The 26,455-nt window shown below is 35.6% G+C and carries 26 protein-coding genes and 2 pseudogenes; 3 read left to right on the forward strand and 25 right to left on the reverse strand.

Features of this window, described 5'->3' with window-relative positions:
- Positions 1-22 precede the first annotated feature (22 nt).
- Positions 23-1,243, reverse strand: coding sequence for an NRAMP family divalent metal transporter (locus tag KHA94_RS21045; protein ID WP_213104087.1), 1,221 nt, complete (start codon positions 1,241-1,243; stop codon positions 23-25).
- An 18-nt stretch (positions 1,244-1,261) separates the two neighbouring features.
- Complete coding sequence (locus tag KHA94_RS21050; protein WP_213104088.1) at positions 1,262-2,020, reverse strand: LamB/YcsF family protein; 759 nt, start codon at positions 2,018-2,020, stop codon at positions 1,262-1,264.
- Positions 2,021-2,319: 299 nt separating this feature from the next.
- Between KHA94_RS21050 and pxpB the strand changes: the two genes are divergently transcribed.
- The 3 genes and pseudogenes from pxpB to KHA94_RS21065 all read left to right on the forward strand — a co-directional run.
- Positions 2,320-3,069, forward strand: a complete 750-nt coding sequence (gene pxpB, locus KHA94_RS21055) for a 5-oxoprolinase subunit PxpB (RefSeq protein WP_213104089.1) — start codon at positions 2,320-2,322, stop codon at positions 3,067-3,069.
- Entirely contained in the window at positions 3,066-4,055 is a 990-nt protein-coding gene (locus KHA94_RS21060; protein WP_213104090.1) for a 5-oxoprolinase subunit C family protein, read from the forward strand. Before pxpB ends, KHA94_RS21060 begins: the two co-directional genes overlap by 4 nt.
- 10 nt (positions 4,056-4,065) lie before the next feature.
- Positions 4,066-4,311 (forward strand): annotated as a pseudogene (locus KHA94_RS21065) (acetyl-CoA carboxylase biotin carboxylase subunit); the annotation flags it as partial.
- Positions 4,312-4,370: 59 nt separating this feature from the next.
- Here the strand turns inward: KHA94_RS21065 and KHA94_RS21070 are convergent.
- The 23 genes and pseudogenes from KHA94_RS21070 to KHA94_RS21175 all read right to left on the reverse strand — a co-directional run bounded on the left by KHA94_RS21070 (position 4,371) and on the right by KHA94_RS21175 (position 26,066).
- Positions 4,371-5,129 carry an IclR family transcriptional regulator gene (locus KHA94_RS21070; RefSeq protein ID WP_213104091.1) on the reverse strand — a complete coding sequence of 253 codons (759 nt, stop codon included), beginning with the start codon at positions 5,127-5,129 and terminating at the stop codon, positions 4,371-4,373.
- Positions 5,130-5,436: 307 nt separating this feature from the next.
- A complete protein-coding gene (locus KHA94_RS21075) occupies positions 5,437-5,598 on the reverse strand; it encodes a hypothetical protein (protein WP_213104092.1) in 162 nt (53 codons plus the stop codon).
- A gap of 245 nt (positions 5,599-5,843) precedes the next feature.
- On the reverse strand, positions 5,844-5,981 hold the full coding sequence (locus KHA94_RS21080; RefSeq protein ID WP_213104197.1) for a hypothetical protein: 138 nt from the start codon (positions 5,979-5,981) through the stop codon (positions 5,844-5,846).
- A pseudogene (locus KHA94_RS21085) lies at positions 5,982-6,366 on the reverse strand (transposase); the annotation flags it as partial. It abuts the gene before it with no gap.
- 77 nt (positions 6,367-6,443) lie between these two features.
- Positions 6,444-7,736 (reverse strand): histidine--tRNA ligase, encoded by a 1,293-nt coding sequence (locus tag KHA94_RS21090; RefSeq protein ID WP_213104093.1) that lies wholly within the window; start codon positions 7,734-7,736, stop codon positions 6,444-6,446.
- Between the two features lie 528 nt (positions 7,737-8,264).
- The gene (locus KHA94_RS21095) at positions 8,265-9,497 is read right to left on the reverse strand and encodes a translocation protein TolB (RefSeq protein ID WP_213104094.1); all 1,233 of its coding nucleotides are present in this window, start codon (positions 9,495-9,497) and stop codon (positions 8,265-8,267) included.
- A gap of 147 nt (positions 9,498-9,644) precedes the next feature.
- On the reverse strand, positions 9,645-10,154 hold the full coding sequence (locus tag KHA94_RS21100) for a GNAT family N-acetyltransferase (RefSeq protein ID WP_213104095.1): 510 nt from the start codon (positions 10,152-10,154) through the stop codon (positions 9,645-9,647).
- A gap of 103 nt (positions 10,155-10,257) precedes the next feature.
- The gene (locus KHA94_RS21105; RefSeq protein ID WP_249365665.1) at positions 10,258-11,478 is read right to left on the reverse strand and encodes an MFS transporter; all 1,221 of its coding nucleotides are present in this window, start codon (positions 11,476-11,478) and stop codon (positions 10,258-10,260) included.
- 24 nt (positions 11,479-11,502) lie between these two features.
- Positions 11,503-12,546 (reverse strand): ArsR/SmtB family transcription factor, encoded by a 1,044-nt coding sequence (locus tag KHA94_RS21110; RefSeq protein WP_213104097.1) that lies wholly within the window; start codon positions 12,544-12,546, stop codon positions 11,503-11,505.
- Between the two features lie 176 nt (positions 12,547-12,722).
- A complete protein-coding gene (locus KHA94_RS21115) occupies positions 12,723-13,325 on the reverse strand; it encodes a dienelactone hydrolase family protein (protein WP_213104098.1) in 603 nt (200 codons plus the stop codon).
- Positions 13,326-13,338: 13 nt separating this feature from the next.
- On the reverse strand, positions 13,339-13,476 hold the full coding sequence (locus tag KHA94_RS21120; RefSeq protein ID WP_213104099.1) for a hypothetical protein: 138 nt from the start codon (positions 13,474-13,476) through the stop codon (positions 13,339-13,341).
- A 96-nt stretch (positions 13,477-13,572) separates the two neighbouring features.
- Positions 13,573-13,815, reverse strand: coding sequence for a DUF3951 domain-containing protein (locus KHA94_RS21125; RefSeq protein WP_213104100.1), 243 nt, complete (start codon positions 13,813-13,815; stop codon positions 13,573-13,575).
- Positions 13,816-13,869: 54 nt separating this feature from the next.
- Positions 13,870-14,004 (reverse strand): hypothetical protein, encoded by a 135-nt coding sequence (locus KHA94_RS26345; protein WP_275950921.1) that lies wholly within the window; start codon positions 14,002-14,004, stop codon positions 13,870-13,872.
- Between the two features lie 93 nt (positions 14,005-14,097).
- Positions 14,098-14,880: a lipid II flippase Amj family protein gene (locus tag KHA94_RS21130; protein WP_213104101.1), complete on the reverse strand. Its 783-nt coding sequence runs from the start codon at positions 14,878-14,880 to the stop codon at positions 14,098-14,100.
- Positions 14,881-14,891: 11 nt separating this feature from the next.
- Positions 14,892-15,635 carry a class I SAM-dependent methyltransferase gene (locus tag KHA94_RS21135; protein ID WP_213104102.1) on the reverse strand — a complete coding sequence of 248 codons (744 nt, stop codon included), beginning with the start codon at positions 15,633-15,635 and terminating at the stop codon, positions 14,892-14,894.
- A 288-nt stretch (positions 15,636-15,923) separates the two neighbouring features.
- Complete coding sequence (locus KHA94_RS21140) at positions 15,924-16,373, reverse strand: hypothetical protein (RefSeq protein WP_213104103.1); 450 nt, start codon at positions 16,371-16,373, stop codon at positions 15,924-15,926.
- 219 nt (positions 16,374-16,592) lie between these two features.
- Positions 16,593-18,071 carry a spore germination protein gene (locus KHA94_RS21145; protein WP_213104104.1) on the reverse strand — a complete coding sequence of 493 codons (1,479 nt, stop codon included), beginning with the start codon at positions 18,069-18,071 and terminating at the stop codon, positions 16,593-16,595.
- 516 nt (positions 18,072-18,587) lie between these two features.
- Positions 18,588-18,908: a hypothetical protein gene (locus KHA94_RS21150; RefSeq protein ID WP_213104105.1), complete on the reverse strand. Its 321-nt coding sequence runs from the start codon at positions 18,906-18,908 to the stop codon at positions 18,588-18,590.
- Positions 18,909-18,928: 20 nt separating this feature from the next.
- The gene (gene cuyB / locus KHA94_RS21155) at positions 18,929-19,651 is read right to left on the reverse strand and encodes a cysteate racemase (protein WP_213104106.1); all 723 of its coding nucleotides are present in this window, start codon (positions 19,649-19,651) and stop codon (positions 18,929-18,931) included.
- 123 nt (positions 19,652-19,774) lie between these two features.
- Positions 19,775-20,593 carry a C39 family peptidase gene (locus tag KHA94_RS21160; RefSeq protein WP_213104107.1) on the reverse strand — a complete coding sequence of 273 codons (819 nt, stop codon included), beginning with the start codon at positions 20,591-20,593 and terminating at the stop codon, positions 19,775-19,777.
- Between the two features lie 36 nt (positions 20,594-20,629).
- Entirely contained in the window at positions 20,630-22,477 is a 1,848-nt protein-coding gene (asnB, locus tag KHA94_RS21165) for an asparagine synthase (glutamine-hydrolyzing) (RefSeq protein WP_213104108.1), read from the reverse strand.
- Between the two features lie 810 nt (positions 22,478-23,287).
- Positions 23,288-24,838 carry a Mur ligase family protein gene (locus KHA94_RS21170; protein WP_213104109.1) on the reverse strand — a complete coding sequence of 517 codons (1,551 nt, stop codon included), beginning with the start codon at positions 24,836-24,838 and terminating at the stop codon, positions 23,288-23,290.
- Positions 24,839-24,893: 55 nt separating this feature from the next.
- Positions 24,894-26,066, reverse strand: a complete 1,173-nt coding sequence (locus tag KHA94_RS21175; RefSeq protein WP_213104110.1) for a carboxylate--amine ligase — start codon at positions 26,064-26,066, stop codon at positions 24,894-24,896.
- Between the last annotated feature and the right edge of the window lie 389 nt (positions 26,067-26,455).

The following is a 26,455-nucleotide window of genomic DNA, read 5'->3' on the forward strand; positions in this document are numbered from 1 at the left end:
ATCTCTCCTTCTAAAACAATCACTACTTGAATAATTGCGGCAGTTGTTCAATTAAAGTCATAACTCCTAAATATCCCATGATAACTACGACAAGGCCACCTGTAATCGTTAACCATAGTGGATGTTTGTAATTCCCCATGATATCCTTCTTATTAGCTGCGATTAATAACGTACCTAATGCGATTGGTAAAATAAGAGCATTCAGAGCTCCAACGACTAACAAAATATTAACAGGTTGTCCAACAAATACAAACGTTACAGTTGATACTATTATAAATAAGATAATAATCCAATTATGATATTTTTCGATTACCGGACTAAATGAGCGGATAAATGAAACAGATGTGTATGCAGCACCTACTACTGACGTAATGGCAGCAGCCCACATTATCACCCCAAACATTCGATAGCCAACTTCACCTGCAGCAAGTCGGAATACTGAAGCTGGAGGATTGGATGGATCAATTGCAAGACCTTGAGAAACAACTCCAAATGCTGCTAAAAATAACGCGACACGCATAACACCTGTAACTGCAATACCTGTTACAGAACTTTTTGTCACTTCAGGTATTGATTCAACCCCTTTTATACCTGCATCCAATAGACGATGTCCACCAGCGAATGTAATATATCCTCCAACTGTTCCACCAACTAGTGTCACGATGGCAAATATACTAATTTTTTCTGGCATAAATGTATTCTTTATGGCTTCTCCAACAGGTGGTGAGGTAGTGAATGCCACATATACCATTAAGATCATCATTACAAACCCGGCAATTTGAGCAAATTTGTCCATTGCTTTACCTGCTTCCTTAACTACAAAAATAAAGATAGCAAATACAGCACTAATAATTGCACCTGTTATCGGATCTATCCCTATCATTGCATTTAAACCAAGACCAGCACCTGCAACATTTCCAATATTAAATGCAAGTCCACCTAATACAATGAGAGCAGCTAAAAACACACCCAGTCCAGGTAAAACTTTGTTTGCAATCTCTTGACCGCGCAAGCCTGATACAGTAATGATTCTCCATATATTCAATTGAACAAATACATCTAAAATTAATGAAATTAAAATAACAAATGCAAAGCTGGCTGCCAATTGCTCAGTAAATACTGTCGTTTGAGTTAAAAAGCCGGGTCCTATCGATGAAGTAGCCATTAAGAATGCTGCACCAAGCAAAACACTCATACTAGCTTTCTTTTTAGCTTTAGCTGTTCCATTTTTTTGTTCTGTCATAAAGGTGTCTCCATTCTATTAAATAATTAATGAAATGGTAATATTTTGTTTTTTCAACGTTTCATGGATGTATTTAGCGAAAGCAAGTGCATGTTCACCATCTCCATGAATGCAAATAGTGTCTGCTTTTAAAGAAACTTCCGTATTTTGCTGAGAAGTGACTTTTCCTTCTGTCACCATTTTCACCACTTGTGATACAGAATGTTCTTGATCTGTTATTAAAGCGTCAGATTGAGAACGAGAAGTTAACATACCATCAGATTGATATGTACGGTCAGCAAAAACCTCATGTGCTGAACGTAAGCCAACCTTTTCTCCCGCTTTCGTCAATTCACTTCCAGCAAGTCCAAATAAAATTAGTGATGGAGAGATGTCATATACTGCTTGGGCAATAGCTTCAGCAAGTTTAGGGTCTCTTGCTGCCATATTGTACAAAGCACCATGTGGTTTAACGTGCTGCATTGTCTCATTACATGTTGATAAGAACCCTTGAAGAGCGCCAATTTGATAAACAACCATATCATATGCTTCTTGAGCTGTAATTTTTATTTCGCGACGTCCGAATCCATTTAAATCTGGCAGGCCAGGATGTGCACCAATTTTCACACCATGTTTAATGGCAAGTTCCACAGTTTCCCTCATTACTCTTGGATCACCTGCGTGAAAACCACACGCGATATTTGCCGATGTTACATATTTCAAGATTTCTTGTTGTTCACTGAGTTTATATGGGCCAAAACTTTCCCCTAAATCACAATTTAAATCAACATTAAACATTTCTTAGCCCCTCCATTATCTTAATTTAGACAGCTATCATACCCACCCTAAAAGTTAGCGTTTACACGCAAAAGTGTTTTTAGTTCCGAATTAAGGAATTTTAGTTTTGAAATGCAAATTTATCTTATCATAAAAATAAATATCTGAATAGATGTCATTATTAAAGAATTGAAAATATTAAAACGAGTGTTACTTTTGAAATTTCCACACTTGTTTTTTTATTTTTTGATAATTATAATTTTAATTATCCGCTTTAAGGAACATTAGTACCGAAATTTGAAACTATTGGGGGTGTTGAAATGAATCATTTTTTCACCGACGCCATCATCAAACCTTTAGGTGATTCTGCACTGATTGTACAGATTGGCGAGGGAATAAGCCCATCTATACACCAAAAGGTCCAAGCATTGTCAGTGTTGGTGAATAATTATCCATTTGATGGGTTTGTTGAGTCGGTACCGGCTTTTAATAATATAACAATTCATTACGACCCTGTCGTAGTGTATCAGACACAAATGAAAAACCTTGTAAGCAATCATTTTCCATTGACTCCTTTTCAAATTGTTTCCTCGAAAGTGAATGAATTATTTCAATATATTGATGAAACGCAAAACTTTGCAGCAAGACTAGTTGAGATTCCTGTCCTATATGGTGGGGAATACGGTCCTGATTTAGATTACGTAGCTTCGTATCATAAAATATCTGCAGAAGAAGTGATTCGAATTCATACTCAATGTGAATGTTTAGTTTATATGATCGGATTTGCTCCTGGATTTCCATTTATGGGAGGAATGAATGAGGAAATTGCAACGCCTCGCAGAGAAACTCCTAGATTATCGATTACACCCGGGTCAGTCGGAATAGCTGGGAAACAGACAGGTATTTATCCACTAGAAACACCTGGAGGCTGGCAGATTATTGGGCGTACTCCACTGGATTTATTTCGTCCAGATCTTTCGCCGCCGACGTTACTGCAAGCTGGAGACAAAATAAAATTTGTCCAAATTTCTCCTGAAGAATATAACGAGTATAAGGAGAGAAAGCAATGACTGTAAGAGTACTTAATAAAGGACTGCTAACAAGTATACAAGACTTAGGAAGATACGGTTTACAAAAATATGGGGTAATTGTTAGTGGAGCAATGGATAAATATTCGCTAAGAGTGGCAAATATATTGGTTGGGAATAAAGAAAATGAAGGTGCTCTTGAGATTACATTATTGGGTACGTCCCTTCAATTTGAAAATGATAGAGTAATAGCTATAACTGGTGGAGATTTATTTGCTACGATTGATGGTGAAAGAGTAGCAACGTGGCGGCCAATTTTGGTGAGAAAAGGCTCTATATTACAATTCAAGTCACCTTTAAAAGGATGTAGAGCATACGTAGCTTTAGCCGGGGGTATTGCTATTCCGGAAGTAATGGGCAGTAAAAGCACATACCTTCGTGCAGGAATAGGCGGATTTAATGGCAGAGCTCTGCAAAAAGATGATGTAATCGAATCCGGTGTGATGAATAAATTTAGTACTTCGTTGTTTAATAAATTGGATAAGAGAAATGCCGACTTTAAGTGGACAGTGAATTATGATGCACTCGTCAATTTACAGCAAACTCAGACAATACGTGTGATAAGAGGAACGGAGTTTAATCGATTCGATGAAAAAAGTAAAAGAACCTTTTTTAATGAACCCTATACATTAACGACTCAAGCGGATCGGATGGGTTACCGAATGGAAGGTCCCCCGCTCTCTTTAGCAGAAAAATTTGAATTATTATCCGAAGGAGTAACACACGGTACTATACAAGTGCCACCAAACGGACAGCCAATTATTCTAATGGCAGACCGTCAAACAACAGGTGGCTATCCAAAAATTGGTCAAATTATTTCTGCTGACTTACCGAGTTTGGCGCAGTTACAACCGACTGCAAAAATACATTTTAAACAAATTTCACATGAAGAAGCAGAAACTGAATTATTAAAGAAAGAACAAATTATAAATGAGATAAAAATAGGTATCCGCTTTAAACGACTTTAAATATGAGAGGGATTCTGCTGTCTATGCAGGATATAAAATACCGCCATTTTATGATTCAATGGTTGCAAAATTAATTGTACATGGGAGTACAAGAGAAGAAGCTATTGCGAAAATGCTTCGTGCTTTAGACGAGTTTATTGTAGAAGGTGTTTCAACAAGAATTCCGTTCCATAAAACACTTTTACAAAATGAAGTATTTTTAAGTGGAAACTTTAATACGAATTTTCTTGAAACATATAGTTTAGATATAAAATAATAATAAATTGAAACCATCCTCTATTTATTCTGAAAAACAGAAGAATAAAGGATGGTTCTTTATGATTTGATATATCCTAATCGTTCAGAAATTTGCTCAGCCGCCCGCTTTACTTTTTCTGCGAAACTAGGTACATTTTCATTTTGATAATTAGCTTCAATACCAGCAATACTAATTCCGGCAATCACTTCACCTTTATGATCGAAGATAGGGGCAGCGATCGCAGATGTATGATTCTCTAATTCAGAATGACTAATCGTGTAACCATCTTTTTGAGCTTGTCTAATCGTCTTATATAAATATTCCTTATCAGTGATCGTCCCCATCGCAAAAGGTTTTAGTTCAACTGATTCAATATATTTATCTATTTCTAGATTCGGTAAAAATGAAAGAATTACTCGAGAACAAGCCCCAGCGTATAACGGACTTCTTCTGCCAATTGCCGTATATAATCGAACCTTCTGATTTATATCGATTTTTTCAATATACATTGCTTCATTATCTTGTTTAACAATTAGATTAATGGCTTCATCTACCTCATTATGCAGCTCTTGCATAATTGGTAGTGCAATTTGCCGAATATCAAGTCTTGAAGCAACTAGATGGCCAAAATGAAGAAAGATTAGACCTAATCGATATTTTGAATCTATCCCCTTCTCTAAGAATCCCATTTCCTCTAAAGACATTAACATACGATAGACAGTTGTTTTCGGTAAGCCGGATAAATCAATAATTTCTTGGAATGTTAACTGTGCATGTTCTATATATAAATTTAAAATATCCATTGAACGGACAACAGTTTTATTCTTACTATCCATTACTTGTCTCCTTTATGTAGATACTCTCCTATATATTATTGATAACTTTATATTGAGCCACTACTAAACTATTTGATGATAAATCGGAAAAAACGATGGTCAATACGGCCTAATACAATAATATCAAATTTTTGAAAAAGAAGGAACAATTCCTATGCCGATTTGACAAGCTGAAGATATATAAGATCCATTCTTAATCCAATTTAACAAATATGTTAATGATAAATTTCTATAGTGATTAATAAAAAATATTAAATAAGAAACTTATAGGATTTAGTTATTAAATATATCAGCTAGTATGAGCAAATTATTTATTCAAGAAAAGGGCTCTTTTAACTTCTTCTTTTTGTGAAATGATCTCGTTTTTTATAGCAATTTTTTCATCTTTTTCATCAATAATTGTTTTTTGCTCTGTAATACGTTCTTGAAAACTGCTCTGAACATCTTCCAATTCTTTTATGCGTTTCATTCTATTTATTTTTTACTTTTTTTGTTAATCCACATTGAAAAATCAACTGTTGGTTTCTATATTAGAATTGCAAGTTTGTAACATTTTTTTTCCTAATAAAATAAAACAATAATTAAAATCTCTTGACTTATAACCAACATTCCTATTCCTAATACTAATCCTCCGAAAAACATAAATTTATAAACACGCCACGAAAAGAAAAACCAACCCTAAATTGCACAAACTCCTAATAGCAAGTTAAGTGTTCAGGCAATAATCGTCTGTGTACCAAATACACCAGTCTTTTTAATCATTTTTGAGCCAAAACCATAACAAATTGTCAAAGAAACTACCATAAAAACAACATAGATAGCTAATGCTACGTCACCGTTTTCTAACGGCATATGAACATCACCAATAAGGTATGATGATTTACGAAGGGAATACCCTTCTAACATACATTTAATGAAATTCAACCAATTGTCAGGTTTATGAGTTCGATAAAGAGTGTAGAGGTTACATCTGTAAAAGTTTTTCCGCAGTCCTTACAACGATACCGTTGTCGTTCAACTTCTTTGAGACCAAGTTTCACCATATATTTTCCGAAACGCACGACTTGTTTAGAACCACATTGTACACAATTGTAACCATCTTTGTTTCAGTTACTTCTTGAAATACTGGTTCACTTGCTGAAAATGACGCAATAGAATTGATAAAGAATTCTTTTAAACGGTGTTGTTCTGCCTAATTCAATTTTTTAATTTCTGCTATTAACTCTCTTAACGTCATTGTAAACCCTCCAAACAAACGTTCTTTCTCTTATTATTGAACATTTGTTTGTTTTAATCAAATATCAACAGAGTTATTTAACCTAGCCTATAAAAAAGGAAATTTTCCATTCTTTCTTCACCAGACAGCATATCTTTAACTTTATATTGATTATTTTTCACTTCCTCTTCTCCGATGATGATGACGCTGCGAATATTTTCCTTGTTTGCTTTATCTAATGCCTTTCCTATCTTTTTGTTCCCCATTTCAAACTCAATCTTGTATCCTTGACCTCTTAGGTATTTTGCGACTAATAGTGACTCTTTTGGAGTATTTAAAGGAATTACATAATAATCCACATCTGGACGATTTGCGTTTTTTTCCTTTGATTTATTTAATGCAGTATAGATCACATCTAATCCAAATGATATTCCCACTGTTGAAAAGTTCTCGTTTGTTCCGATTAATCCACCGATTGCATTATCATATCTTCCACCACTGCCAATGCTGGACTTAATCGTTTTATCAGAAAGAAATATTTCATAGATCGTGCCGGTGTATATTTCTAGCCCTCGTGCTAAAAAGGGATTAAATACACACTGATTATTAATACTTAAGACTTCCAAGTATGCTTCTAACTCTTTGAGTTCACCTAATCCTTGCTTAACTTGTTCGTTTTGGTCAGAAAACGGCTCAAAATAACGATAGTTTGTATTATTTTTATCGGCTAAGAACTGATTCATTAATTTGACCGTTGCAGGTGGAAGCCCCTGTTCAGTAAGCTCGGAGGTAACAGCTTCCAATCCAACTTTTTCAAGTTTATCAAGGATTAAAACGACTTGATTGATTTTCTCCGCTGGCGTTCCAAGCACTTCAAGCATTCCAGTCAATAATTTTCGATTGTTATATTGAATCGTGACATTCAAATCAAGTTTGCCGAATGCATCAAATGCCATCATCATTAATTCTGCCTCAGCAATTTGAGACTCAACTCCTACAATATCAACATCACATTGTGTAAATTCACGAAACCTTCCCGTTTTGATTGGACCATCCCTGAATACTTTACCGATCTCATACCTTTTAAACGGCATCTTAATCGTTGGATTCATGGCGACTACTTTTGCGAATGGAATCGTGAGATCGTATCGCAATGCTAAATCTCTTTCTCCCCTGTCTGTCAAGGTATACATTTCCTCTAATATCTCAGCACCACCACCATACTTAGACGCAAGCAGCTCTGTATAATTTAGAATCGGTGTTTCCAAGGGCTTACATCCGTATTGGATAAATACGTCTTCTAATGTTCTTCTAATATTTCTTCGAACAACCTCCGCTTCTGGTAAATAATCCTGTGTTCCTTTTACATTTTGATAATCCATTTTTTTCATCCTTCTTCGCCTCCTGTAAAAAATAAAGTAAAACTTCCATCAGAGGGGGTATTTTTTCATCCCCCACTGATGGTTAGTTGAACCAATCACGCTCAAAACGCCACGTCCTCCCAAAAGCTCTGCTTTCGGTCGTGCGATGAAATGCGGATGAAGTACTCCTTGTCCTGTGGCTTTCGCCTGACTAGGACATCGTGTCCGTCGTCGGGCCTTTACGGGCAGTTGATCCCCCACTTAGGGTTTCTTTGATTCTCTCGCAACCTTGTAATGGCGGTCTTATTGCCCGTTAATCTGCGATAAAAATAAAAAACCGCACTCGATTTAAGTTTATAAACTTAATCAATGCGGTTTCATGATAAATAGCCATCCTATTTACGATTTTTAAAAATCGAATAGCACGGCTATCTGATATGATGATGGAATTGTGACAGGGTTAAAATATTTTTAAAAGACTGCATGTTTGCCACCTCAAATTTCCATTTAATGTATCATATTTCAGGTTGGATTTCAAATACTATTTTTAAATTTTTTTCAAATTGGCTGATATAGGCTAAAAACCTCATCCCAATTCCAGTGTTCATAGTACCAAGTTCCAGGATTCATATTTTTAATCCAGATTTTCTGGTTTAATCCATTTGAATCGGCAATCCAAACTTTTGCTTTTTCTCTATCTGTTCTTATCCAGATTAATTTATTCTCATTATTTATAGATTGTGGGCGAAAATCTCCTTCCTTTATTGAAGGTGAAGTTATTTTCTGTGCAGTCTTTGTGTTCAAATCAACCTTATATAGAGAAGGCAGTGGTCTTTGATTAACATCCACCCATTCACTATCAATAGAACGCGAAACGAAGATTGAATCATTAGTCTGCCATGTCAAATCTCGATAAACATATCCTTTAGGTGTGTAGTCGGAAAAACTACTTTTATCTATATTTGCAACTTTTAATTTCTTATTTGTTATAGCCATTCGGCTGAATCCTTGAATATACCCTAAGAAGTTTTTACTTGGTGCCCATTGAAACCATTCATCATAATCTAACATCTCATCTATTTTATAAAAACTCTGCCCATCATTAGAAAGAACACTCAATGTATTACTATCAGCCGATAGAGATGCTGTCGGAACTAGCTGAAATGCAATCCACCTGCGGTCATTGGACCATTTAAACTGGCTTGTTCCATAAAAATATTCATTCTTTCCAACAGCGATTGTGTAAAAATGTTGAGATTGATACTGTTTCTTATTGTGGCTAATTAATATTTTGGATAACACTATATCTGAAAAAACACTTTCACCAGCTTTAGAAGAGGTTAATAAGCCTGTTCCATCAGGTAACCATGAAAAATTTATTATTCCAGAAGCAATCTTTAGAGGTTTATTTAATGATGTATCATCAATTATCTTTAAAACATTATCGGATTGAAATCCAAGGGTATTTTGATTTGGTGCCCATTGAAAATTCGCCCTCACATTTGAATAAACTTTAAAATGACTATTTGATTTTACATGATACAGCCAAAGGTCCCCTTCATAATCTTTTGATTCTCGAATATAGGCAATCCAATTGCCGTCAAAAGACCACTTTGGAAATTTTGCCTTTACGTCATTGGTAATTTTCATTTCCTTCAGACCAATTTTAATCCATAGATCATTGCTCCTAATAAATGCTGCTCTCAATCCTATGTTGGATTCTGCCGAAACAAATGAAAGAGGTTGAATACTTAATATAATAAAAGCAAGAACTATTATAATTCTTTTCATCTAATCATTATCATCCCTTTTCTCTTCAAACCTAGCTTCTATATTCTTCCCCTCACCTACATTTTTACTAATTAGAAAAAAAAACAGCGATCATAGTCGCTGCGAGTTTAATCACCTTCTATAGAAGGCATCGTTTCTTAATAATAGTCATGTGTTCGCTAGAAGACCGTTGGGGCGGAACCGGCTCATTTTTATTTCATCTATAAATCTGCCGTGAGCTTTTATACTGCCTTTCTTTTTTCCTTCTACTGTAAAACCAAATTTTTCATACAAGGCCTGTGCACCAGGATTCGTTACAAGAACGCCAAGTCCCACTCTTTCAAGCATTAGCCAATTGTCTGCAAGATCAAGAGCCTTTGTAAGTAATGCTTTCCCAATTCCTTTTTTATGATAGTCACTGTCTACGCCAATAAATAAATCCCCCGAATGCGAAAATCTACCTCGTCCTTGAGTTAGACCTACAAAGCCAACAACATTGCCATTAAGCTCCGCAACAAATTCAAAATGATTATCTCCCAGGTTACGCAACCTATTTTCGACAGCATCTACTCGCATACTTGGAAGAAAAACCATATATTGCAGAACAGCTTCCTGTGTGCAGATGCGATGAATTGCGCTAGCATCATTTATCTGTACAGGACGAATATTTACTTCCACCACAATACCCCCCTTTTCAATGCCTGTTTTAGAAAATTCTTGATATTTATCAGAAATTCCTGCCTAGGTTGCTGAGTTAGTGACTTTCAAACTTATTTCAGAATCAGGAGGCAATATTCTTGATGCTCGTATTATCAAGAAATTTAAAGTAAGGAAGAAATATTCCTATTAATGATACTGTACAAATAATTGATCCTATTAATAGGTACATTGGGCGTATCCCCCAGAATTCACCTAAAAAACTCCCTGCCAATACACCTAATGGCATTGCACCTCTAATGATAAAAAGTCGAACAGAGGATACTTTCCCCATTAAATGATCTGGTACAGTTTGTTGACAAATCGTTATATTATGCACTCCAAAAAACGCCATAGCTATTCCAGCAATAACCTCCGTAAAAACCGCAAAAATTATACTGTTAATTATACCTAACGAGATAAATGTTCCCCCCCCAATAACCAAAGCTCCTAACATTAAAACCCTGCGACTCTTATATGTAATTTTTCCAACGAGTAGTGAACCAATCACATAACCTAAAGGGAAAGCAGCCATAAAATATCCGTATTCGGCATAGCTCCCTGATAATTCCTTTGTTATATAAGGAAGATTAATAACCATCGTTACCCCTACTCCAAATTGTACAAACGCTAAAAATACTCCTAACCAAACGATTACTGGCTGCTTTAAAAAGTAGGAAATACCTTCAATAAAATGTTCCAGCCATGATTTCCGTACACTTTGGGAAATTTTCACCTCATGTATAAAAAGCAATAAGGTTCCACTTGTAATCAGTATGGCACTAACAGAAATTAGTGTCGGTTTTACACCGATGTACTCAACAATGAGTCCTCCTAATATTGGTGCACAGAAAGTCATTAATCTTACCGTTCCATCTATATAAGCATTAGCTGTACTAAGTTGGTCTTTTGACACAATGGTAGGGGTGATCGCTTGATTTGCAGGTGTATAAATTGGAGTGATTAAGCCTACTATAATTTGAACTGTATAAATATGCCACGCTTCAAGGTTCCCAGTTATGAATGTAACAAGTGGTATAAGGAAAATGATGCCCCTTGACCATTGAGAAAATATCATTGTCCATTTTCGACTCCATTTATCAATAAACGGACCAATAAACAATTGAAGGATAAGAGAGGGTAAAAAATATAGCAGCCACATACTTCCCAATGCCATGGTAGAACCTGTAAGTTGATAGATAAAAATCGAATTGCAAAAGGTACCGAAAGCACCGCCTAATTCAGAGATAGCGTTGCCTATCCAAACAAAAACAAATGAACGATTCTTTAAAATATTGTTGCTCAAGGCCCATCCCATCCTTAATACTCATTATTTATTTAAGAAGAAGTTTAGTTCTTCAGATAAAAATTCAACAGCTTTCTTTTTAAGTGAATACTTTGATCCAATAATTTCTACTAATTTAGCTGCTCTAAGAATCTTAAGATGATGATGGATAGTAGATTTACCTATGTCTAATTGAGAAGTAATATCTTGTAAAGTACGGTCATCTTCGTACAGCAGTTTAACAATTCGCAGTCGAACCTCATCTCCTAATGCCTTATGTTTAAGCACTAAAAAGTTGTTTGGCGTATATCGATCATTTGGGGAAATGCTTTCATTTGCTATAGGATAATAAAAAACTTTCGCCCCCTCTATATCCGCTTCTATATTCCATGGGCGATAAATATATTGAGGGATTAAAAGGACATGATTTACAGTAGGCTCAGGCCTATACGTAATCCCTCCAGTTGACCATTCAACAAGTTCTTCAGGATTCATTTTTTCTCTCATTTCTCTTTTCGTTTCATAATCTGTTTGCAAGATTCTATTTATTAGCTCTGAATCTTTCTCTATAACTTCGCCATACCATCCTGTCATAACGCTAATAAGATGTTCTTTCAGGAGGTTACCCTCTACTTTACAAATGAATTCTATATAGCTAGGAAAAAATGGGTTATTATTGGTTAGCTCTTTCATTTCATTAATAGCTGATTCTTCACCTAATGCAGCATTTTGTCTTACTGTTTGAAATTTTAAGCCTATAAAAGGTAAACTAATATACTTTAAGTCTGTAAGAGGCATTTCCTCTATGTAGGAAGTAAACTCTTTTAAATGAGAAAAGTCTCTTGTATGTAACAACTGAAGTAAAGCTTTCCAAGTATTATTTTTTTCAACGAAGTCCAAATTATCTAATAATTCATTTGATAAAGATTTTCTTATATCTCTCCAATACTTCACTGGTTTTTCTAAAGTTTTTATAAGTGGAGTATTCGTAATAGCTGCTATACCCAATGCACATTCCCACAGTAAGGAGTATTTTAACTGAACTTGGTATGTTTCTCTTTTTCTGCTTGTAAAATTCAAAACATCCATATTAAACACCTCGTTTATTATTTTTCTTTTCTTATACAAATTCTATACTTATCGAATTTGAAATTCAATATTTTTAGAACATTTTTTATTAGTCTATTGTTAAAACAAAAATAAACCCATTTTTTATTTAAATGGGTTTTCTAAATCAAATGCTTATTGAATTTACCTTATTAGATTCATTCGTATTTCAATTTCAGATAAAAATCAACCATAAAGCGAAATGATTGCTGCGCTGATTTAACATCATACTTCGGAGAGTATGGATCACTAAATCCATGTTGTCCGTTAAATTTACGAATCTCAATCTTTTTTTCATCTAAACATGATATTAAATCGTCCACATTAAATGATGGCTCTGTTTCCGGAAAAAATAGCATCGTAGGACATTTTGGATTAATATCTGTATAATTCCTAATTCGCGAACCATAGTATCCAACCATTCCATCGAGACATTCTTCTTCACTGCATAACCAGGCAATGGTTGCCCCAATACTAAATCCGAGAAGATATACTTTTTTATACTTATCTTTACAATCTAGTATTACATTTTTAATTTTTTCAGAAGCATTCATAAAGCCTATATTCCCGACAAAATGACGATAAGCAGCTTCCTCTTGAGAATAATCATAAGGTGCTTCTTGCCCCAATAAATTTGGACAAATAATATCAAAATGGTTTTCTGACAACCGTTGACAAACATGTTCCATATGCTTGTTAATCCCATAAATTTCATGAACGACAATGATAACAGAGTCTGATTTATTCAGTATGTTTATCAATTTGTACCCCCTGTTAATCCTTTTCAGATTTACCCGAAGTGATATCGTCAAATGGAGTATATTCGTTACTAGGCAGTTTTCTCTTTCTTATCGCTTTAAATACAGCAAATCCAACAGCAAACACTAAAACTCCTGTGAAAAAGTAAGCCATAAAAACGCCTCCTATTTCCATTATTTCACTAAAGAAACTGATTTACGAATCCATTATTTTACTGGTTACAATAAAGCCCTAATCTAATGGAATACCTTAGTTTTTATTTCCATTACCCTGTTTTGTCTTTTTATCCTTATCATCACCCTGATCTTCATCTTCAGCAAGAATTTCCTGTTCCTCATGAAATTCGACTCCGGTTTGTCCAGATATCTGATCGAATGGGGTGTAGAAAGGCGTTACACTTCTTTTCTTAACAAAAACCTTATAAAAACTAATCATAACGATTATTACAATAACTGCCGGAAATCCAATTGCCATTAGTTCCATCGGATTCATGAACATTGCCCCTTTTTGGTTCTCATCATTCCGTCATTTTAGTTTGTGAAAACCCTATGATTGTTTATTCTTAATCTCTTCCAGCAAGGAAATGATTTTTTCATTCTGCTCAATCATTGTTTCATTTTGGCTTCTTATTTTTGCAAAGTCAAACACAAAAACTAGTAAAATGATTAATGCGAACCACATATTAACACCTCATACATTTTCTTCAATTTTATCATAAAGGTTTGAAAATTTATGAGTTATACCTAACAGGAAATTCATTTTTACAGATACATATTAGCTATAAAAGCTCGCTATTACTTTTGCTGCTGGATAAATTAATAATTGCCCAATGAGAGTTCCAAGCAATTTCGTTCCTATTAATAGAATGACAAGAGCTTTAACATCCCCATAAGGCCGTTTATTTCTTATTGCTTGATCGGTGATAATGGCAGATTTAGGATCGACTAATAAGGTTAATAAGATGGTTGCAACACCATTAATCATCCCAGACGAGGCTGAGGCGGCCAAACGATGCTCTTCTTCTACAAAGAAAGCTGCATAGTAGGCAGACATAACACCTATCGTATATATAGCTGTTATCATCGTATTAAGAAGTAAAAATCTCTTCGGAATCTCCCTATATCTTAATCTAAAAAACATTTTTTTCTTAGGCTTAGTTGTACTTTTTACTATACGTTTAAGATTAGAGATACTTAGCGCCTCTACCACGATGGCTGGAACGGATCCTTTTGTTTCAAGCCTATCAACAGCCTTTCCGAATAATTTAAGAAAGGTAGGAATGAATACGACTCCTACTAGCGTACCAACTGTCGCTGAAAAAATGACGAGGCGAATATCTTGCAAAGGATCGATTCCCTTCGAAATGCTTATTCCTATTAATGTACCTATTAATGGTGCTTGAAACATATTGGCTGTTCTTGATACTAAAACAAAAATATTAAATAACGAAATAGACAGCGCATACTTCCCACTTTGAACGGAATTAAGCCGGACAGAGTAAGCCAGTGTATCTATTAAATGTATGACGAAAGTGAACCCCATGAGACTAAATAGCACAACAATTCACCTCAAACATTATTTTTTCTCGATTTTATGATCATGAAAGATGGTCTCCGTTTTTCATTTATTAATTTTGGCATTTTCTCTAACCCAGTTGGAATTGACTGTGGCTCTATAATTCTCTCAAGCACAAGTCCATTGTCTATAAGAGTATTTATTAAAGTTGATATGGTTCTATGGTACTTCACAACACCATCAATATACCAATATTGCTCTCTTCTTCCTTCTTCTTGATAATTATCTAAAGCCCAATGTCTTTTGACTCCTTCATTATCCTTCACCCAATTATTCATTTCATTTCTAGCTGTTACGATAGGATGCTCTATTGAAAAAACAAATTCACCATTATGTTTTAAAAGCTCACTAATATTCTTAATAAGATTTGAGTAATCCTCTATGTAATGAATAGCTAAAGAACTTATAATTATATCAAATTTTCCTTTTGGGAAATCCATATCTTCAATTGGTGTACAAATATACTCTATTTTATCGTGCTCGTTATTCTTTTTAGCTTCTTCAATCATATTTCTAGAAATGTCTAAGCCTATGACATCGGAAGCGCCTTTTTCTATACAATACTTGGAAAAGTGGCCTGTCCCACATCCTAAATCTAAGACAGTCTTATCCTTCAGTTCAGAAATGGCAGATTTAATGGCAGGCTGCTCAACAAAATCATTATAGGTTATTCCACTTTCACGTAATGACGTATATTCTTTAAAGAAAATTGGATGATCATAAATGTTTTGTTTCACTTTTCTCTCTCCCCTTTAACATTCATCTCTATTTCCTTAATTCTGGGAACAAATCAAAAATACCTTTATTAACCTAAATAGAAAAAGCGATCTTCCTGTTGAAAAATCGCCTCTCTCTTAAGATAGATTACCAGTTGTTATTTTCCCTGATGTTTTCTTATTATTGCTCTTCGGTCTCTGACTTTGGCTGAGTAAAAAAGAAGATGAAGGTCAGGATGCCTAGAGCTAAAAGAAAAACACCGTTTTCAGATAATCTAATCGTAGGTAAATCATTTAAAGCCATGTTTATCATTCCTTTTCTAATTTTTTAAATAAAGTCGGGTCAATATCAAAATGATTAGAAACAATCTGGTGAAAAAAATTATAATGTTGTCTTAATATTGGAAGAGTCGGCTCATTTACTTCTTCTCCAAAGATCGGACCACTAACGTCAACGGAAAACCCTCCCGGCCTAACTACAACACTAACTAATCTAATTTCGTCGATAATTAATAAAATGGCGATAATCACATCAATAACATCTACAAAGGCATTCAATACTCTATTGCCACATTTCCCCTCTAACCTGCTTCGTCCAAAGATTGGTCCACTTAAAGAAACACTAAATCCACCAGGAATCACAAACACTCCTACGATCGTAATTTGACCTGATAATAATAAAAATGCTGTAACAAGATTTAAATCACGCTGAAGAGAAGCAATCACTTGAATATCTCTCTGTATATTTGTGTTTCCCAAAGTAAGCACACCTCATCAACATACTATTCGGAATAACCCAAAATGACATTGATCAAAAATGCATAAGATGAAACCTTTGCAAAAACAGAAAAAAGACACATAGCAATCGTAAAAGGCCATGTGTCTTTGTAATTGTCCATACGAAAATGTTCGCAGTACTCTCAGCTGATTAAGAATAATTATTTCTATTATTTATATGGAGTGGGTAAAATCACTTTTTTACCTATCTGGATCCTTTGTATGCAATACTCGAGGACGCTTGTGTTTCAAAGGAATCGGCGACCTTAACAGAACATCTCTAAAGGCACGGTTATTAAACGGAATAAATGGCCAAAAATACGGAACCCCAAAGGAGTTCATTCTTGTTAATAGAATGATCAACAAGCAGCTTCCAATGATAAATCCGTATGAATGGAACATACTCGTGACAATCAATAAAGCAATTCTAATAATTCTGTTAGCAAGACTCATTTCATAGCTTGGTGTTGCAAAAGTACCAATTGCAGCAATTGCAAAATATAAAATAACTTCATTGATAAATAAACCAACTTCAACTCCTACTTGTCCAATCATTAAGGCAGCAACAAGACCAAGCGCTGTCGCTAACGCAGAAGGGGTGTGTATAGCAGCCATTCTGAGCATATCTAATCCGATTTCAATGATTAGGAATTGAATAATTAATGGTACATTCGTTGAGGTATTTGGTCCGATATAAGATAAGCTCTTAGGCACTAATTCCGGCTGTATCGCAAATAAATACCAAAGCGGCAGCATGAATACGGACGCCCAAACGGCTAGAAAACGAACAAAACGCAAATAAGCACCGACTATTGGCTTGTTTCGGTATTCTTCAGCATGCTGTAAATGATGCCAGAAGGTTGTTGGCGTAATAATGACACTTGGTGAGCCGTCAACGATAATACATACATGTCCTTCGAATAAATGTGTAGCAGCGACATCTGGTCTTTCTGTATATCTAACTAAGGGATAAGGATTCCAGTGTCGTCCGGAAATAAATTCTTCAACCGTTTTTTCAGCCATAGGCAGTCCATCTGTTTCTATCTTTGTAAGCGAATCTTTTATTTTTGTAACCAGCTCTGGATCCGCAATATCTTCAATATAACTGACGACAATATCCGTCTTTGAACGCTTTCCCACTTGCAAATATTCCATTCGTAATGTCCTATCTCTAACTCTTCTTCGTATTAATGCTGTATTAAAAACAAGGGTTTCAACAAAGCCATCACGTGATCCACGCACAACTCTTTCAATATCTGGCTCTTGTGGCCCCCTTACCGGATAGGTACGTGCATCGATTATTATGACTTTATCGACACCATCAACGACGAGCGCTGTCGGTCCGGCCAAAACGGCGTCTACTACCTTTTCTAATTCATCTGTCGTTTCTACTTCTACATATGGTATATACGTCTTTACAAGCTTTGAGAGTATGTCACCATCTAACTTTTCTTTGTCTAATCTAGCGAGTAATCTCATTATGTAATGAAGAATATCATCCTTAACAAAGCCATCGACTAGATAAAAAGCCATTTTCCGCTCTGCATAGACAACATCAAGCTGAATGACATCAAAGCTTTTTTCGACTCCAAGAGCTTCTTTTAAAAATGTAATATTTTCATCAATATGGTTGCTTACTTTCTTTCCTTTTTGTTCCAAAATATCACCTCGGAAGTCCATTCCAATCTTTCCCTTTCATTCTCTTCAACAGCTTTAACATCCATAAAAAAATTCATACCAGTTATTGGTATGAATTCTTCCCCCCCCGTTAAAATGGCAAGAAAATCTAAAAAAATAAACAAAATCATTATTAATAAAGGCTGTTTTCGTAAAGTTTGTTGTTTTTAATGCAATTTTTATTTAACTATCTGAGTTGATTGGAGCGGAGGGCACTTGACTCCTGCGGGAATGGAGGGAAGCGTGAGACCCCACAGGCGCAAGCGCCGAGGAGGCTCACGTCTCTCCCCGCGGAAAGCAAGTGACCGCAGAGGAAATCAACGGGCAAAATTTGAAGGCAAAAGCAACAATATATGCGAAAAGAGCTTTAATAAAAGAAGTCCCTTATTTTCCTAAAAAAAACCAAAAAAGACACATGGCGATTTTCAATATAAAAAGCCATGTGTCTTACATAAAATATTATTGTATCGTCCTAAAAAACTCTATATAACATATCAATTCACTTCAATACTTTAGAGCTTAATTATCACTACCTAAAGCCATCGACCTTTTTAATGCCTCGAGCTCCTGTTTTAACTGTACGTTTTCCTTTTGAATCGCTGCTAATCTAGCATCATTTATTGAATCTATGTCAGTCTCGGGAGGTAGAAGGGAAACTTTATACCAAATTTTTCCTTCTGAAGCTTCCTTTGGTATACTTTTATTTAAACTTGCTTTTGGATAAACTCTTTTAATATACTCCATTTCTTCTGTAGATAGACGTAACTCTCTAATATTGACGCCTTGATCAAAAGATTCTGCCAAAAACTCTTTAAATTTTTCTTCTTCCTTATTCTTCATCTTAACCCCTCCCCCTTAATTTAACCCCACTTAATGGGATCTTTCACTTGACCTCCAGAGTATTCTATCGATTTTTCTACTAGAACATCCATCGCATCAATACAATATTTCACGACTTCATCACTTAGATTCAAACAAGATAGTTCTGTGCAGGCGAGAATAACACAACAGCAACTCTCTTTATCAACAAGGTCTTTTATGATTTGTTCAATTGCATTCACATCTACTGCCAAGTCACTTTTTATATTATATATTGTATTCATAACTTGTTCTTGATAGACCTCATTTGGAGTAATCAGCTGCATATTATAGTTAAGACAGCCATGTCGATATATTCCACTGCTTACTGTGCCATTTGTAGCTAGAATCGCAACCTTGCTTTGATCTCCATATTTTTGATGAATTTTTTTACAAGTCTCATCTATCATATTAATAATATTAATAGAAGTCATTTCTTGCATTTGCTCATAGAAAAAATGAGATGTATTACATGGAATCGCTATATTTTCAACACCAGCAGCTTCTAGCAGTTTGAAATCTTTTGCAACTGCATTCAAAAATGTTTCTTCCTTCTGATTTATGATCACATCTGTCCGATCTGGCAATGTGGCATGGTTAAGAATGACCATATCGATATGCTCTTGATCAGCATTTGCTACTGTATTTTCAATGACCTTTTCAAAAAAAACAGATGTTGCCATGGGCCCCATCCCACCAATAACTCCTAAGCTTCTTTTTTGCATAATTCATCCTTCTACCTTTTTATATTAATGACTTTTTTATATTGTACCAAAAAAATAAAAGCAAAAGAAATACTAGACATGACCTCCTTCCAAAGGTCTATGCTCTTTCTTTTGCTCTTATCCTTAATTTTCATTGTTGACAACAATCATAGCATGGCTGCCTAGTTCTTCATAGCTTTTAAAGAACGCGTTAGCATCATAGGTCACTTGACCTTTCAGCGGGTTCATGGCATGTACGTTCTTTTCATCATAACCATTCAATACAACGGTATGTAAGTTTACAGGAGCAATAAACTTCTCTCCTGAATCATGAAAATACCATGAATATTTTAACTTAGGCTTTCCTAAATCCAGTGTTACCCAGACAGCTACAGGAATCCCTTTATCAAGCTGTTCAATAATTTCTTCCCTCGTGCTCCCACTTATATCAACAGGCTTAGCGTCCGCATTAATAGCAGCTAAATATTTATTTGCTGCCTCTACAATAGGAGGGGCATAGGTAAAAAACCCGCCTTTTTCGCTTCTAGGATTCCCTGCATATGCTTTATATGGATTAGCCCCATACCGCTTTGAATTCTTGTAATTAAATGGCTGTTTCGGCAAATATTTATCGGCCATTTCCGTTTTTGACACGTTATAGCCATACGTATTTAGTATCGAAGTTAAGGAAGTGATTTCACAGCCATGGGGAAGCTCCGGCAGCTGCTTCACTGTTTTAACAGGAATAAATACTTCTGTTATGTCCATTTCACCATTTTTTGTCCAATCATATCTTTTCACATATGGAGGTACGTCTATTTTTGTAATGAACTCAATGTCTGAAAAATCAATTTCCTTACTGCCAATACTGTTCACTTTCAAGGTATTAGACACAATATTAATCGTAGCAAATACGACAATTACTAGGCCGGTAAAAATAGTGATACTTACTACTTTCTTCACTTATATCTATCCCCTAAAAAAGTGATAAAGACTTTTTTACATTTCTTTAAAGAACTTTTTATACCATACAAGGAAAACGTATACTGTCCAAATATATCTAGCATAATTATGCTTTTTCGTATAATGTTCATCCAAATATCTCATCAGCTCATCAGTATGGAAGAATTCCTTTGCAATATCGGATTGGAACATGTCTTTTACGATATTATAGTATTTTTCCTCCTGGAGCCAGAAACGAATTGGCACAGGGAACCCAACCTTTGGCCTGTTTGCCCATTCATCTGGGAGAACCTCACTTGAAGCCTTTCTTAAGGCATACTTCGTATCTTCTCGATTCACTCGAAGAGAACTTGGAATGTTTGATGCCATAGACATCACTTCTTTATCTAAAAACGGAACACGTAATTCAATGGAATGAGCCATACTCATTTTGTCAGCCTTTAAAAGGATATCGCCAGGCAGCCAAAGCTTAAGGTCAAGATATTGCATTTTCGTCACATCATCTTTACCCTTCACTTGGTCAAAAACCTGTTTCGTAATACTTTGTACAGTAGGGCCATTTTTATACCCATTCTTTAATACTTTAAAAGCATCTTCCTCTTCAAAGACCTTCGCTTGTCCAATAAATTTCTCTTCAATCTTTTGTCCTCCCTTTACTAGGAAAGTAGTGATTTTGTTTTGCGGAAGGGCGCTGCCTACCTTTGAAAGTATGCGTCTAATAGAGTATGGAACCTTTTCGTATTTTTCTAATTTCGCTGATTTTTGATACCATACATACCCGCCGAAAATCTCATCTGCTCCTTCTCCAGAAAGTACAACCGTTACATGCTCTCTAGCTAACTTTGATAAAAAGTATAGAGGCACGGAAGAAAGATTCGATTGTGGTTCATCCATATGATATTGAATGGTTGGCAATGTTTCAAAGCACTCATCAGCATTCATGAGCTTTCGATAGTTTTCAATGCTAAGAATATCTGATAGTTCCTTAGACAAGTTCGTTTCATTAAAGATTCCTTCATAATCCTTAAAACCAATGGAGAAGGTCTTGTTCGGCTTCAATAATGCCGTAATATAGCTTGAGTCGATTCCACCTGATAGGAAAGAACCTACCTTAACATCACTGATTTTATGATAGTCAACCGATTCACGCATTGTTTCGTTTATTTGATTAATATAATGATCTAAGCTATTCTCATTCTCATCAAAATTCACATTCCAATACTGCTTAATCTCCATTTTTCCTTTTTGGTAAATCATATAGTGGCCAGGCTTAAGCTTGTACACACCTTTAAAGAACGTTTCATCGAGGACTGAATATTGGAAAGTAAGATATGGCATTAAAGCATCCTTGTTTAATTCCTTTTTAAATGCTGGGTTCTTTAAAAATGATTTAATCTCTGAACCAAAAATAAAGGAGTTATCTGCTGTATTTTGCGTATAATAAAGAGGCTTAATTCCAAAAAAATCACGTGCTAAAAGCATTGTTTCCTTTTTCGTATCCCAGATCGCAAAGGCAAACATCCCTCTAAGCTTTTGTAATAAATCTGTGCCATACTCCTCATAACCATGGATTAACACTTCACTATCCGTGTCAGTCTTGAAAATATGGCCTTTCTCCAATAAGTCTTTTTTCAATTCTTGATAATTGTAGATTTCACCGTTAAAAATTAAAACACAGCTTTTATCCTCATTAAACATCGGCTGACCGGCTTCTTCTGATAAATCAATGATGCTTAAACGTCTAAAGCCAAATGCGACATTCTCGTCTGTATAAGATTCTCCACTGTCAGGACCACGATGAATGATTGTGTCCATCATTTCGTTTATCGTATTCTTTTTATCTATTTCTGAATTTGAATGAGCAAAACCAACAAAACCGCACATTTTTATATCACCTTTATATAGACTCCGTTAAACCTTTATTCTAAATAACAAAGTCCTAATTTTATATTTCCCTAAGAACAAACAATATCAAAAATATAATGGATAGCCAACCAATAACCCATCCACAGCTTAAAGAAAACTCGCCGATTGGCAAGCCTTGGAAAGGCGAAGGCAGAGGCGTAGTTGCACTTATCGCGCTCATACATGCCACGTCCTGTGGCATTCGCCCGACTAGGACATCCTGTCCGTCGTACTTAATTCCTAAAATTGACAACTACGTCGGATCATCTTCTGAGCTGGCAATTTATACTTTCTTAACGTGCAAAGAAAAACCTCCAATGATGGAAGTTTCCCTATAATTTTGGCATTGTTAAACAAGGTTACTGTTTTCTGAAAGGCCTGTGGGGCACGCGTTCAAAAAGTGATCCAAAAGGCGGATCAAAAATTTGCCTGCATACCCCACAGTCAATTTTAAAGAAAACTCGCCGATTGGCGAGCCTTAGAAAGGCGAAGACAGAGGCGTAGTTGCACTTATCGCGCTCATACATGCCACGTCCTCCCAAAAGCTTCTCTTTTGGTCGTGCGATGTATCGCTGACGAAGCTTTCCTTATCCTGTGGCATTCGCCCGACTAGGACATCCTCGTAAAAGCTATCGCTTTTCCTTCGTGCGATGTTAATCGCTATCGAAGCCTTCCTTGTCCTGTCCGTCGTACTTAATTCCTAAAATTGCCAACTACGTCGAATCATCTTCTATGCTGGCAATTTATATTTTCTTAACGTGCAACAAAAACCATTAACATAGCTTTATTTTAAACCATTTCTGTTTGACTAGATACTCGATTTCGAAGAGGCAGGAATAATTTTTCTTTAGAATAATCAACTTTTATTTCCCCTAGCTGATGTAAAGCAACTTCAGCTCCATGATCCATTCCTTGACAGCCTGCCAAAAGAATTAAGTCTCCTGCTTCCGCTTTAGATAGTGCTTCAGCGATGGCATCTGGAAGCTCATCATATAAATTCACATTAATTTTTGCTTCCCCCATAACCTCTTCAAACACTTGCTGCTCTTCATCTGTAACCTTGTCCTTAGCGGCCACATGGGAAATGCTTTTCGTCGCAATGATTTTATTAAACCCAAGCTTCGGCGCCCAGCTAGCTATCGTCTCAGCATTTTCGCGATTGACTGTTGGACCTCTCTCTCCCCTAATGGCATAGACGAGATGAAGCTTTTTATATTCCATAAACTTTAATGTTTCAAGCGTTACATTAATATTTCCAGTATTAGCAAAATGATCATCAATGATCTTCATATCATCTTCAAAAATAAACTCAAAGCGTCTCTCGACTCCACCGAAGGTTTTCAATGTTTTTTGGATCGTCGAAACGGATACACCTGAGAGCAAGGAAACGGTAATCGCCACCATTGCATTATAAACAGAATGCAGCCCCGGAACAGCAAGCTCAATATCAAATTCACCTGGGATATATTCTGTATCCTTCACTTTAAAGGCCTTTAAAATTTCAACAGTAAATTTACCTCTTCCGGTTGTTAAATCTAAATTTTTGCAATGAATATGCCCTTCCTTGCTCTTAACACCAAATGTGATGACTTGAGCTTTTGTTTTATCGACTAAAGAAGCGGAATAAGGGCAATCTAAGTTCAGAACAGCAAAGCTATTTTCACTGGCATTTCTAATTAAACTTGATTTTATTTCAAAATACTTTTCAAAGGAGCCATGGGAGTCGATATGCTCACGGCTAACATTGTTAAGCGTTACAATATCGTAATCTACCTGCTCAACCCGATGCATTTCTAGTGCCTGTGATGAAACCTCCATGCTGACATGGGTAACATCTTTTTCAACCATTTCATTTAAATAGTATTGTAAATCCAGAGATTCTGGTGTTGTAAGCTCGGAAGGGATAGTGGTTTCATTAATTTTAATAGAAACCGTTCCTATTAAGCCTGTCTTGAATCCTTCATTCTCCAAAATGGCATTTGTCATATAAGAAGTAGTTGTTTTTCCATTCGTTGCCGTAATTCCAATCATCTGAAGCTTCTTAGACGGATGGTTGTAAAAGGCTGCTCCTAATTGAGCAAGAGAAATTCGACTATCTTCAACTAAATATTGTGGAATATCAATTCCCTCTTGGAACTCCTCCACAACAGCCGCAACAGCTCCCTTTTCCACTGCCTGGGCAAGATAATTATGCCCGTCCGTTTTATATCCTCGTACACAAACGAAAAGGTGTCCTTTTGTAACCTTTTGAGAATGATAGGATATTCCAAATATATTTAAATCCTTGTCATTAAGGACTCGTTTGACCTTTATTGATTGTAGAAGTGTTTCTAGCTTCATCCTTTTCTACCTCTTTTCTGCGACATGTAATGATCGCTTTTGTTAGGTATGTTCCTTATCGCTTTTTCAAAAATTTACCCGCAATTTTTTTAAAGCAGGTAATACCAGGCTTAGGATCGCTCCAGTCCCAAATCGCATAAGCCTTCTTCTTCATCAAGGAAACAAATACTTGTTTTCTCGTTAACTGCCCTGTCTTAATATAGCCTTTAATCGCCAGCATGTCCTCATAGGCATACCAAAATACTCGATGCTTATCCTCTTTAACCGCATATGGTTCTAAAGGTGCACCTGTTAACTCACGGTACGTAAGATACGGAAAGTTCACTCCTACCTTATACAGTAGGTTGTTAAGATTTGTAATCCTTGCATTAATCTCAATTAAATAAAACTTCCCTGTTTCAGTGTCCTTTTTAAACTCAATTTCTGCAAACCCTTTATATCCAATCGCTTCGAGAAACGGAGCTCCAATATCGTACAGCTCTTGCACATATTTTTGCTCTGTATAAACAGAAGCACCAAAATTTATAGGGTATTGACGATGCTTTTGACATGTAACCCAGTGGGTCACTTTTGAATCTTGGTTTAAATAGGCATCAAATGTATACATGTGGTCATCAAAGCCAGGAATGATTCTCTGAACAATGACTTCTAAGTCGGCATTCTGCGCTTTTTCCACAGCCGCAAGCAATTCCTCTCGATTGTAGACCTTAAAAAGCTTCTTTCTAAAGGTTGCCACAAAGGTAGGGGAATCTGTAGGCTTTACGATGCAAGGATACTTAATGATTTCCTCTACTTTTTCAATATAGTTCTCTTCATCTATTCTAACCGTTTCCGGAACTGCCATTCCATGTTCAATGGCTAAGGAATGAAGTGTTTCCTTATTCATTACTTTCGTATATAAACCCTTTTCTGTCTGAGGGATAGAATAGTATTCTCTCAATTCATCCAAATACTCATCAATGATTTCTACATATGAATCATGACAAGGTATTAAAACCGGGGTAACGATTTGCTTTTTTGCATAATCTATTAAAAAACGAACAAACCCTTTTGGATCTTCTTTATAGTAAGGGGCAATCAGCCTCTCAGAACAATATTTAGATTCTGAACCATATCTATCATTTTCGTTATAATCCACAGCAACAGTAGGGATGCCATGAACTCCTAAACAACGAATTGTACTTAAACCAATATAATAATTACAGCCTAAAATTACAGCCTTATTCAAACTCTCATCTCCTTGAATATCTTATATAAAATGATATTCTTCAATATATAGATTTTGTCATAGAATTGCGTAACCATGCAAGAGATATAAAATAAATTCAGCCGAATTGCATAGGTAATTTCCGGAAGCTTAAACATAGATTTAAAAAATAATGTTGCCTTTTCCTTTGTTTAAACTTCTTTATGCCTCTCATACACTGATGTAAAATTACACTTTGTCAGCTAGTTTGATTGATTTATCAGCCAATTAATGAAAGAAACAATCTTTTTGAAATAAGCCATAAAAAAAGAAATGATCTCGCTAAAAAATCGAGATCATTGAATAGGTTTATTTATACATCTATAGATATACGGAAACCGCTGTGAGGATTTTGTCCGTATTAGCAATAT

The organism is Cytobacillus citreus (assembly GCF_018343665.1).
In the GTDB taxonomy this organism is placed as follows: domain Bacteria; phylum Bacillota; class Bacilli; order Bacillales; family Cytobacillaceae; genus Cytobacillus; species Cytobacillus citreus.

Bases quoted from the DNA above. Each gene is read 5' to 3' on its own strand.
- KHA94_RS21150 (WP_213104105.1), bottom strand. From the start codon at position 18,908: ATGAAGAATAAGGAAGAAGAAAAATTTAAAGAGTTTTTGGCAGAATCT.
- KHA94_RS21060 (WP_213104090.1), top strand. From the start codon at position 3,066: ATGACTGTAAGAGTACTTAATAAAGGACTGCTAACAAGTATACAAGAC.
- KHA94_RS21070 (WP_213104091.1), bottom strand. From the start codon at position 5,129: ATGGATAGTAAGAATAAAACTGTTGTCCGTTCAATGGATATTTTAAAT.
- KHA94_RS21045 (WP_213104087.1), bottom strand. From the start codon at position 1,243: ATGACAGAACAAAAAAATGGAACAGCTAAAGCTAAAAAGAAAGCTAGT.
- KHA94_RS21120 (WP_213104099.1), bottom strand. From the start codon at position 13,476: ATGGCTTACTTTTTCACAGGAGTTTTAGTGTTTGCTGTTGGATTTGCT.
- KHA94_RS21080 (WP_213104197.1), bottom strand. From the start codon at position 5,981: ATGCCGTTAGAAAACGGTGACGTAGCATTAGCTATCTATGTTGTTTTT.
- asnB (WP_213104108.1), bottom strand. From the start codon at position 22,477: ATGTGCGGTTTTGTTGGTTTTGCTCATTCAAATTCAGAAATAGATAAA.
- KHA94_RS26345 (WP_275950921.1), bottom strand. From the start codon at position 14,004: ATGTGGTTCGCATTAATCATTTTACTAGTTTTTGTGTTTGACTTTGCA.
- KHA94_RS21050 (WP_213104088.1), bottom strand. From the start codon at position 2,020: ATGTTTAATGTTGATTTAAATTGTGATTTAGGGGAAAGTTTTGGCCCA.
- KHA94_RS21090 (WP_213104093.1), bottom strand. From the start codon at position 7,736: ATGAAAAAAATGGATTATCAAAATGTAAAAGGAACACAGGATTATTTA.
- KHA94_RS21095 (WP_213104094.1), bottom strand. From the start codon at position 9,497: ATGAAAAGAATTATAATAGTTCTTGCTTTTATTATATTAAGTATTCAA.
- KHA94_RS21170 (WP_213104109.1), bottom strand. From the start codon at position 24,838: ATGAAGCTAGAAACACTTCTACAATCAATAAAGGTCAAACGAGTCCTT.
- cuyB (WP_213104106.1), bottom strand. From the start codon at position 19,651: ATGCAAAAAAGAAGCTTAGGAGTTATTGGTGGGATGGGGCCCATGGCA.
- pxpB (WP_213104089.1), top strand. From the start codon at position 2,320: ATGAATCATTTTTTCACCGACGCCATCATCAAACCTTTAGGTGATTCT.
- KHA94_RS21145 (WP_213104104.1), bottom strand. From the start codon at position 18,071: ATGGACTTCCGAGGTGATATTTTGGAACAAAAAGGAAAGAAAGTAAGC.
- KHA94_RS21075 (WP_213104092.1), bottom strand. From the start codon at position 5,598: ATGAAACGCATAAAAGAATTGGAAGATGTTCAGAGCAGTTTTCAAGAA.
- KHA94_RS21125 (WP_213104100.1), bottom strand. From the start codon at position 13,815: ATGAATCCGATGGAACTAATGGCAATTGGATTTCCGGCAGTTATTGTA.
- KHA94_RS21110 (WP_213104097.1), bottom strand. From the start codon at position 12,546: ATGGATGTTTTGAATTTTACAAGCAGAAAAAGAGAAACATACCAAGTT.